Origin of the sequence: Massilia genomosp. 1 (assembly GCF_011682185.1) — a bacterium.
Classification (GTDB): domain Bacteria; phylum Pseudomonadota; class Gammaproteobacteria; order Burkholderiales; family Burkholderiaceae_D; genus Telluria_A; species Telluria_A rubra.
Window position 1 is genome coordinate 19395 of sequence record NZ_WHJF01000094.1, and the last position, 7639, is coordinate 27033.

A 7639-nucleotide genomic window follows, 5' to 3' on the forward strand; every position below is an offset into this window, starting at 1 on the left:
GCTTCCTCCCCCCTCTGCAAGGGGGGAGGCGCCCTGTCCCGGATAGCAATGTGCATGCATGGGAACGGCAAAGGACCGCTTACCCTGTTTTTTGCGAAGAAGTGAAGCACCTCAATCGAATGAATAGAAGAACATGAGCACTCCAACCTTCACCCCAGTCATTGACTACCTGCGCACCTGCGCGCAGGAACATCCCGATCGTCTTGCATTCCTTGATCCTGACGCCATCAGTTATAGACAGTTCTACCAGGCCGTGCGCCAGCGCGCTGCCCATTTTGCGCGCCATGGAACACGGCATGGCGACCGCGTCGCCATCTGGCTGCCGAAATGCCGGGACTATGCCTTGTCGCTCTATGCGGCGATGGAAATCGGCGCCGTCTATGTGCCGCTGGACGGCACGCAGCCGGCGCAACGCGCAAGGAAAATCCTGGACAGCGCCGAACCGACGGTGCTGGTCACGGATGCCGCACATTTGCGTGCGCTCGACGGATGGCAGTGCGAGCCGCTGAAACTGAAGCTGAAACTGATACTGATCGTTGATGATGTGCCTTGCGATGATGCGCCGCTTGCTAACACTGCGATCATGAAGCTTGCCGCACTACAGCCGTCGGTCGCACTGCCGCCACCATTCGCCGCCGCTGTGGACGATCTCGCCGCCATCCTGTTTACCTCCGGCTCGACTGGCGTGCCGAAAGGCGTGCAGATCAGCTACGGTAACCTGCACAGTTTCATCGCCTGGGCACTGGCGGAATTGAAGCTGACGCCGCACGACGTATTGGCCAACCATGCCGGTTTTCATTTCGACCTGAGCACCTTCGATTACTTCGCCGCTGCGGCAGTCGGCGCTGCGGTATGGATCGTGCGCGAGGACGAGCAGCGCGATCTTGCGGCGCTGATCGCCGGCATCCGGCGACACAAGGTCAGCGTCTGGTACAGCGTGCCGTCGGCACTCGCGCTGCTCGCTGGCAGCGGCGAGCTGACATCCGAGCTTACTGCATCGTTGCGCCATGTGCTGTTTGCCGGCGAGGTATTCCCGATACGGCAACTGCAGGCATTGAAATCCTGCCTGCCTGCGGCATGCGCGCTGTATAACCTGTACGGCCCGACCGAGACCAACGTCTGCCTGTACTACCAGGTGCGCGACAATGACATGGCGCGCGACAAGCCAGTCTATATCGGCAGCACGCTGCCCGGCGTGACTGCCGAAATTGTCGACGCAGACGGGCAGCCGGTCAGCGGCGAAGGTGCGATCGGCGAACTGGTCGTTTCCGGCGCGTGCGTGACGCCTGGCTACTGGCGCCGGCAGGAAGCGGCCGCTCACGTCAATCACCTGCACGGGCGGCATGCCACGGGCGACCTGGTCGGCATCGAGAACGGCTTCCTGTACTACCACGGCCGCAAGGACCGCATGCTCAAGCTCAACGGCAACCGTATCGAGCTGGGCGAAATCGAAGCGGTGCTGGGCGCGATGCCGGGTATCGCAGACGTCGCGGTCGTGGCGCAGTGCGCGGGGGAGACGCAACACATCGTTGCCTATTACACGCTGCGGCATGCCGGCGAACGACTTGGCGTGCTCGATATCAAGCGCTACTGCAGCGCCCGGCTTCCGCGCTACATGATCCCCAGGCTTGCCCGGCAACTGGAAGCATTGCCGAAGAATGCGAATGGCAAGATCGACTACCGCGCGCTGGAGCAACTGAATAGCAGCACCAGCGACAGCGCAGCCATGCCGCATGCCCACGAGCGCAACGACATCGTCGCCGCCGATGCATAAGCCGCCGCCTTTCGAGCCGATCGCGATCGTCGGCATCGGTTGCCTGTATCCACAGGCGCGCGGCAAGGATGCGTTCTGGCGCCAGCTGCAGGCGGGGACGTCGCACTTTTCGCCGCTGCCGCTGGCACGTTACTGGGACACTGACGGCACCGTGCGCGAACAGTTGCGAGGATGGCACGGCGCCTTTTTCGACGAGATGGAATGCGATTTCAAGCGCTTCCGCATTCCGCCGGTCTACCGCAAATCGGTATCGCAAATGATGTTGATGCTGTTGCAGGTGGCGGACGAGTGCGTGCGCGATGCCGGGTATGACAAGCGCGATCTGGCGCGCGATGACGTGGCCGTCATGTGCGGCACCTGCTTCGGCTTCGACAGCACCATCGCCAACGCATTGAAGGTGGAAGGCGTGCGGCTGGCGCATGAACTTGCTGGCAGCGCCGATCAATTTTCGCTCCTGAAGGAGACATTGCGCGCGCGCTTCGGTTCCTCCTCGCATGACCGGGTCGGCGAAATGGCAAGCAGCATTCCGGCGCGCATTGCATCGGTCCTGTCGCTGCGTGGTCCGGTGCAGGCAATGGAATGCGCGGATGCGACCGGCTACGCGCTGCTGGAGGCGGCCAGCCTGTCGCTTCACAGCGGCCAGAGCAGGGCAGTCATCGTCGCCAGCGGACAACGCATCGAGAGCCTTCTGACGCCGTTGGCACTGGCAAGAAAGGGTTTTACTGGCGCCTGCGGCGGCCACCCTTTTGCGCAGGACGGCGCAGGCACGCCCATGGGCGAAGGCGCCACCGCGCTGCTGCTCAAACGCTTGTCCGATGCGCGACGCGACAAGGACCGCATCTACAGCGTGCTGCGCGGCATGGGTGCGGCAAGGCAGGATGTGCCGGGGGCATTGGCTTATGCAGTTGATGGCACGGCGGCGTTGCATGTGATCAATGAAGCTTGTGCGCAGGCGGACGTGACGGCGGCGGCGCAACAGTATATCGACTGCGTGCTGCCCGGCATCGGCAGCCAGGCGCCGCAGTTGTTGAGCGTCTTGAGCGATGCCTGTGCGCAAGGCCAGCATCGGCCGCTGCACCTTGGCGCCAGTGTCGCCACATTCGGTCATACCTTTGCCAATGCGGCACTGGCCGCGGTGGCAGGCAGCAGCCTGGCCTTGCACGAAAAAACCTTGCCGCAGATGCGCAGTGCGGCAGCGCTGCATGCGCGTGCCGGTATGGCGTATCCCGATGCTGCTACTCCTTGGCCTGGCGACGCGCCGCAGCTTGCCGGCGTCTTTGGCAGTAGCCTGACCGGCGTGCAATGGCATCTGCTGCTGTCGGCACCCGACAGTGCCAGTCAGGCATTGTCGTCCGCTATGTCGCCTGCGCAAGAACAGCAGGAAGCGATTGCGATCGTCGGCATTGGCGGTGCCTTCGGTCCCTGCAGCAATAGCGCCGACTTCGCGCAGCGCCTGTTCGACGGCCTTGATGCAGTGCAGCCGCTGCCGGAAAACGTGCTGCCGCGCGCCGCCTATTTTGGCGAAGGCGAGGCCGCTGTGCTGTCGAGCTATGCGCAATACGGCGCCGACCTCAAGCAGCGCGAGCATTACGATGCCGGTCTTGCCGCATATAGAATATTCCCGAAGCGCGCTGCCGGGCTGGATATCGCGCAAAAGCTGACCCTGCATGTCGCCGCCGAAGCACTGGCCGATTTCGGCCTGGCGCAGAAGCGCGGCAAGCTCGGCCGCACCGCGGTGATGGTCGCCTCCAATCTCAGCCTGGGCCGCGAGCGCGAACTCGCGTGCCGGCTGCACGCGCCTGAACTGGTGCGCACCTTGGGAAGCGTACCCGATGCCGGTACGGCGGACCACGGCATCGATCATTTCACGCTGGACGGCTACCTTGCCAGCGGCAGTGCGGCACTGGTGTCGGCCTGCTTCGGCCTCGCCGCGATGCCGGTCGCGGTGGAAGCGGCCTGCGCGTCGTCACTGGCAGCGTTCAACAATGCGGTGCTGGCCTTGCGTCGGCATCGCTACGACCTGGTGCTGGCCGGCGGCGTCGAATTGCCGGCCAACCTGCGCGATCTGGTGCTCTGTTCGTCGCAAATGATGCTGTCGCAACAAAGGATAGCGCCGTTTGCCGAGCATGCCGACGGCTTCTCGCCGGGCGATGGCGCGGCGCTGTTCGTGCTCAAGCGGCTCAGCGATGCGCTGCGCGACGGCGACCGTATTCATGCGACGATCACCGGCGTTGGCGGCTCGGCCGATGCAGTGTCGATGACCGCGCCCGATCCGGACGGGCAGGCGCTGGCGATGCGCCGCGCCTTCGCGCAGGCCGGCTATGCGCCAGCGAGCGTACAGTACGTCGAAGCGCACGGTACCGGCACGCGCCTGGGCGATCTGGCGGAACTGACGTCGATCGGCAGCGTGTACGGCGGCGCGCGCGCAGTACCGCTGCGCATCGGTTCGGTCAAATCCAACATCGGTCATACCTTCGCCGCCGCTGGCGCCGCCGGCTTGCTGAAAACGGTGCTCGCCTTGCAGCGGCATGCGCTGCCGGCCACCTTGCTGCGCCGCCGCATCGATCCGCAGTTGCCGCTGGCGGGCATCCCGGCCGAACTGGTGACCGCCAACACGCGCTGGGATGCGATCGACGGCAGGCGGCGCGCGGCGGTCAGTTCCTTCGGCACCGGCGGCATCAATTACCACCTGCTGCTGCAAGCAGATGGCAGCGCTTACTCACCACGGGAGTCTCACATGCAATCCATCGTCCATAAAATCCGCCTGCTTGACATCGGCCATGCGCAGGCTTTCGAAAACTGGGTGCTCGACACCGACTATGCGACCTGTCCGGAATTGCCGAGTGTGCGCAGTTTCGACGTGTCCCGGGTCAGTAGCGCGCATGATGCGCCGTTCCACTATATCGAGGTAATCAAGGTGAGCAGCAACGAGGCATTCCAGCGCGACATGGGCAGCGCGAGCTTCGCGCGGCTGGTGGAAGGCTTTTCCACGATGGCGGAAGTGGTGGAGGAAGTCGCCGGCACGCAGCTCGGCGCCGGTTACCGGGCGCCTGCATGAGCGGCATTGCCGCAATCATGTTGCCGCAGACCGAGACGGCTTGCACAGTGAGCATCGGTGACTGCGTTGTCAGCGCAGTGTCGGTCGACGCGGTAGCGCGGCGCGAACATGATCATGCTTACCTCGCACGCATGTTTGGCAAAACCGAGCGCGAGCGGCTGCACGGATTGCGGCTGGCCAAGCGGCGCCGCGAATGGATGGCCGGGCGCGTCGCCGCCAAGGCCGCATTGCAGCATCTGCATGCGCAGGCCGGTGCCGAATCGCCGTTGCATGCGCTGGTCATCGGCAACAGCAGTGCCGAACACAATCGCGGCCAGCCGGAGGCAGCCGGTGGCCATGTCAGCATCAGCCATTCGCAAGGATATGCGGTGGCTGCGGCCAGTGCTTATCCGGTCGGCATCGATATAGAGCGTGTGAGGCCGTTTCCGCATGCGGCACGCGAGATGGCATTTACTGCGCATGAAATGCGCGTCAGCGCCGCCGGCGGCGATGCCGCCTGTACTGCGGTCTGGGCCTTCAAGGAAGCCTTCATGAAGGCCCACGGGAAAAGCATATTCGGCTGGTTTGCCGACATCGAGCTCGAAGCAAGCGGCTGCGACGGCCGCTTGTCATGGCGCGTGTCGCCGCGCCTGGTGGCACAGTTGCCGAGCAGCCAAGGATCGCAGCTGAACGGCTACGGCGGGCTGATCGGCGATTACGCGCTGGCGCTGGTAGGACAGTGCGTGTCGCACGGGTAGGAGTAAGGGACGGTTATGGAATTTGTAGAAAACCTGCTACAAGCAGTCGACATTGCGCGCCAGGCGCCGTCGTCGCACAACTGCCAGCCATGGAAGCTGGTGCATATCGAAGACAGGCGGATGCGGGCGCAACTTTTGCCGGCACATGCTTGGGCGGAGCACGGGCAGTTGCTGCTGCTGGGCATCGATCGCAAGCGTACCTTGAGAGCATTACCCAGTCTTGCGCTGGAAATGCAGCTCAGTTGCGGCATGTTCCTCGGCTTGTTGAGCGCGGCCTTCGATGCGCTGGGCTTTCACTGCAACTGGCACTGGCTGGAGATGCTGGAGGCGCAGGCCCCGGCAGCCATGCCGTTCTTGCAATCGCTGGAACAAGGGCATGGCTGCCGGGGCCTGGTGTTGCTTGCTCTGCAGCCGCAGCGCGTTCCAGATGCCACGGCATTCGCCGGCTTGCAAGACAGCGTCCGGCAGCGCCGTACTCATCGCGCGCCGTTTGCCGAGGGCAGTTGCAGTGACGTCGTGCTCGCGCAATTGCTGGAGCGGCACTGGCCGGAACAGCTGACCGGGGACCAACTGCATCTCCGGGTGGAACGCAGCCCGGCCTTGATTGCCCGTGCCGCCGATTTGGTACGGCAGTTCGCGGCGCTGGACTTCTCCAGCTACCGCGCATGGAAGGAAACCTACCGCTACCTGCGTTTCGATCCGCGCAAGCCGGCCGAGGACGGTTTTTATCTGCATAGCCTGATGGGACCGATGTCGCCGCTGCGTACGCGCATCATGCAATGTGTGCTGGCGCCGGAGGTCATGCAAGTGCTGCGCATCGTGCGCGTGCCGCATAACATGGCGGCGCAACTGGCGGCGCTGGTAGAAGACTCAGCGCAACTGCTGTTGTGTAGCCTGCCGTCGGACGACCTTGCATCGACGGTGATGGTCCAGGCCGGCGCGCGCCTGATGGAAGTATGGCTGAACGCGCAGCGGCTCGGACTTGCGCTGCACCCGCTCAGCGTGATGCTGCAGCACGACCGGGCGCGCGGCCAATTGCAGCGCCTGGCCGGGGGCAACGGGCGCATCGTTTTTTTCGCTCGCCTCGGTGCGATCAGGCAGCGGCACGGCGAATGCCTGCGTAGGCCGCTTGCCGCCATCATTGAAACCCACGGCGAGACAGTCTGATCCTCCCGCCATCAGTAAGCGGTAAGCCCGCGGCGTTCTGTCCATCGGCCGGCATGGCCAGCACAATCGCCTCACGGTCAACAACACGGGGGAGCCATGAACCAGCAAGCATCCACATCAACCAGGGCGCAACGAGAGTCTGCATGGCGTGAGCGTCTGTCGCGCCATGCTTGCAGCGGCAAGACGGTCGAGGCGTTTTGCCGGGATGAAGTGGGATCGATGGCGACGCGGGGCCGCGCTGTCACTACGGCTGCCCTGAAGTAACGATGCCAGCTATTGCCGGTTCCCGCCGCGCGACTGTCTGGCTGCTGCCGGGATAAATCGTGCGCTCGTGAGCTTGCCGGGGCGTCGATCGGCCACAGGTCGCGGGAATCAAGGTCGGACTTGTTATGTTGTTTCCAGACTCTTTACATCAAATACGACGACGCGACCGTCCAGACTCTTTCCAATATTATCGTTATTTGCCAAATCCCTGAGGGTAAGACCGCGTCGATCGAGGTCCGCCAATATCGCGTCTTTCCCGTTTCTCGCGATCTCACGCCGACCTTCCTGGGTGTCTGGTGCCAGCGCCTCGGCAAGTGCTGTACCGCTAACCTCGTCCCACGTATCTTGACCGATAAAGTTGCTCATATCTGCGCCCCTCTCCTGCAACAATGAATACGCGTGCAGTTCTTTATCGTACACTCCCTGCGTCGTATATATTTTCAGCGCTTTGGCGGCACCATCGGCGACAATCGTCTTTCCCCCCCCCCGTCATGCCCTGTAAGGAATTAAGCAAAATAAGTTGAACAATTGCAAGTCAAGAGACTACGTCCCGAGGCTTTAACCGATAGTTCCATTCGCCATGAAAGTCGTCGCGCTCAATGACAAGTGTGGCGAGGTCCTCATCGGATACTTTGAGGC

The 7639-nt window shown here is 63.2% G+C and carries 5 protein-coding genes; 4 read left to right on the forward strand and 1 reads right to left on the reverse strand.

The features are described 5' to 3' along the window. The first annotated feature begins 133 nt into the window (after positions 1 to 133). From F1735_RS26060 to F1735_RS26075, 4 genes are read left to right on the forward strand one after another with little or no spacing between them, the layout of a single operon-like run. Positions 134 to 1774: a D-alanine--poly(phosphoribitol) ligase gene (locus F1735_RS26060; protein ID WP_167239641.1), complete on the forward strand. Its 1641-nt coding sequence runs from the start codon at positions 134 to 136 to the stop codon at positions 1772 to 1774. Then, on the forward strand, positions 1734 to 4832 hold the full coding sequence (locus F1735_RS26065; RefSeq protein ID WP_222853078.1) for a beta-ketoacyl synthase N-terminal-like domain-containing protein: 3099 nt from the start codon (positions 1734 to 1736) through the stop codon (positions 4830 to 4832). Before F1735_RS26060 ends, F1735_RS26065 begins: the two co-directional genes overlap by 41 nt. After that, positions 4829 to 5569 (forward strand): 4'-phosphopantetheinyl transferase family protein, encoded by a 741-nt coding sequence (locus F1735_RS26070; RefSeq protein ID WP_167239643.1) that lies wholly within the window; start codon positions 4829 to 4831, stop codon positions 5567 to 5569. The genes F1735_RS26065 and F1735_RS26070 overlap by 4 nt, the downstream gene beginning before the upstream one ends. A 15-nt stretch (positions 5570 to 5584) precedes the next feature. Next, positions 5585 to 6736, forward strand: a complete 1152-nt coding sequence (locus F1735_RS26075) for a nitroreductase family protein (RefSeq protein WP_167239644.1) — start codon at positions 5585 to 5587, stop codon at positions 6734 to 6736. A 387-nt stretch (positions 6737 to 7123) separates the two neighbouring features. Here the strand turns inward: F1735_RS26075 and F1735_RS26080 are convergent, their stop codons facing one another. Further along, positions 7124 to 7366, reverse strand: a complete 243-nt coding sequence (locus F1735_RS26080) for a hypothetical protein (protein WP_167239645.1) — start codon at positions 7364 to 7366, stop codon at positions 7124 to 7126. Positions 7367 to 7639: the final 273 nt, after the last annotated feature.

What these genes read in the sequence shown, in the direction of transcription:
- F1735_RS26060 (WP_167239641.1), top strand. Translation starts at nt 134, where the DNA reads ATGAGCACTCCAACCTTCACCCCAGTCATTGACTACCTGCGCACCTGC.
- F1735_RS26065 (WP_222853078.1), top strand. Translation starts at nt 1,734, where the DNA reads ATGCCCACGAGCGCAACGACATCGTCGCCGCCGATGCATAAGCCGCCG.
- F1735_RS26070 (WP_167239643.1), top strand. Translation starts at nt 4,829, where the DNA reads ATGAGCGGCATTGCCGCAATCATGTTGCCGCAGACCGAGACGGCTTGC.
- F1735_RS26075 (WP_167239644.1), top strand. Translation starts at nt 5,585, where the DNA reads ATGGAATTTGTAGAAAACCTGCTACAAGCAGTCGACATTGCGCGCCAG.
- F1735_RS26080 (WP_167239645.1), bottom strand. Translation starts at nt 7,366, where the DNA reads ATGAGCAACTTTATCGGTCAAGATACGTGGGACGAGGTTAGCGGTACA.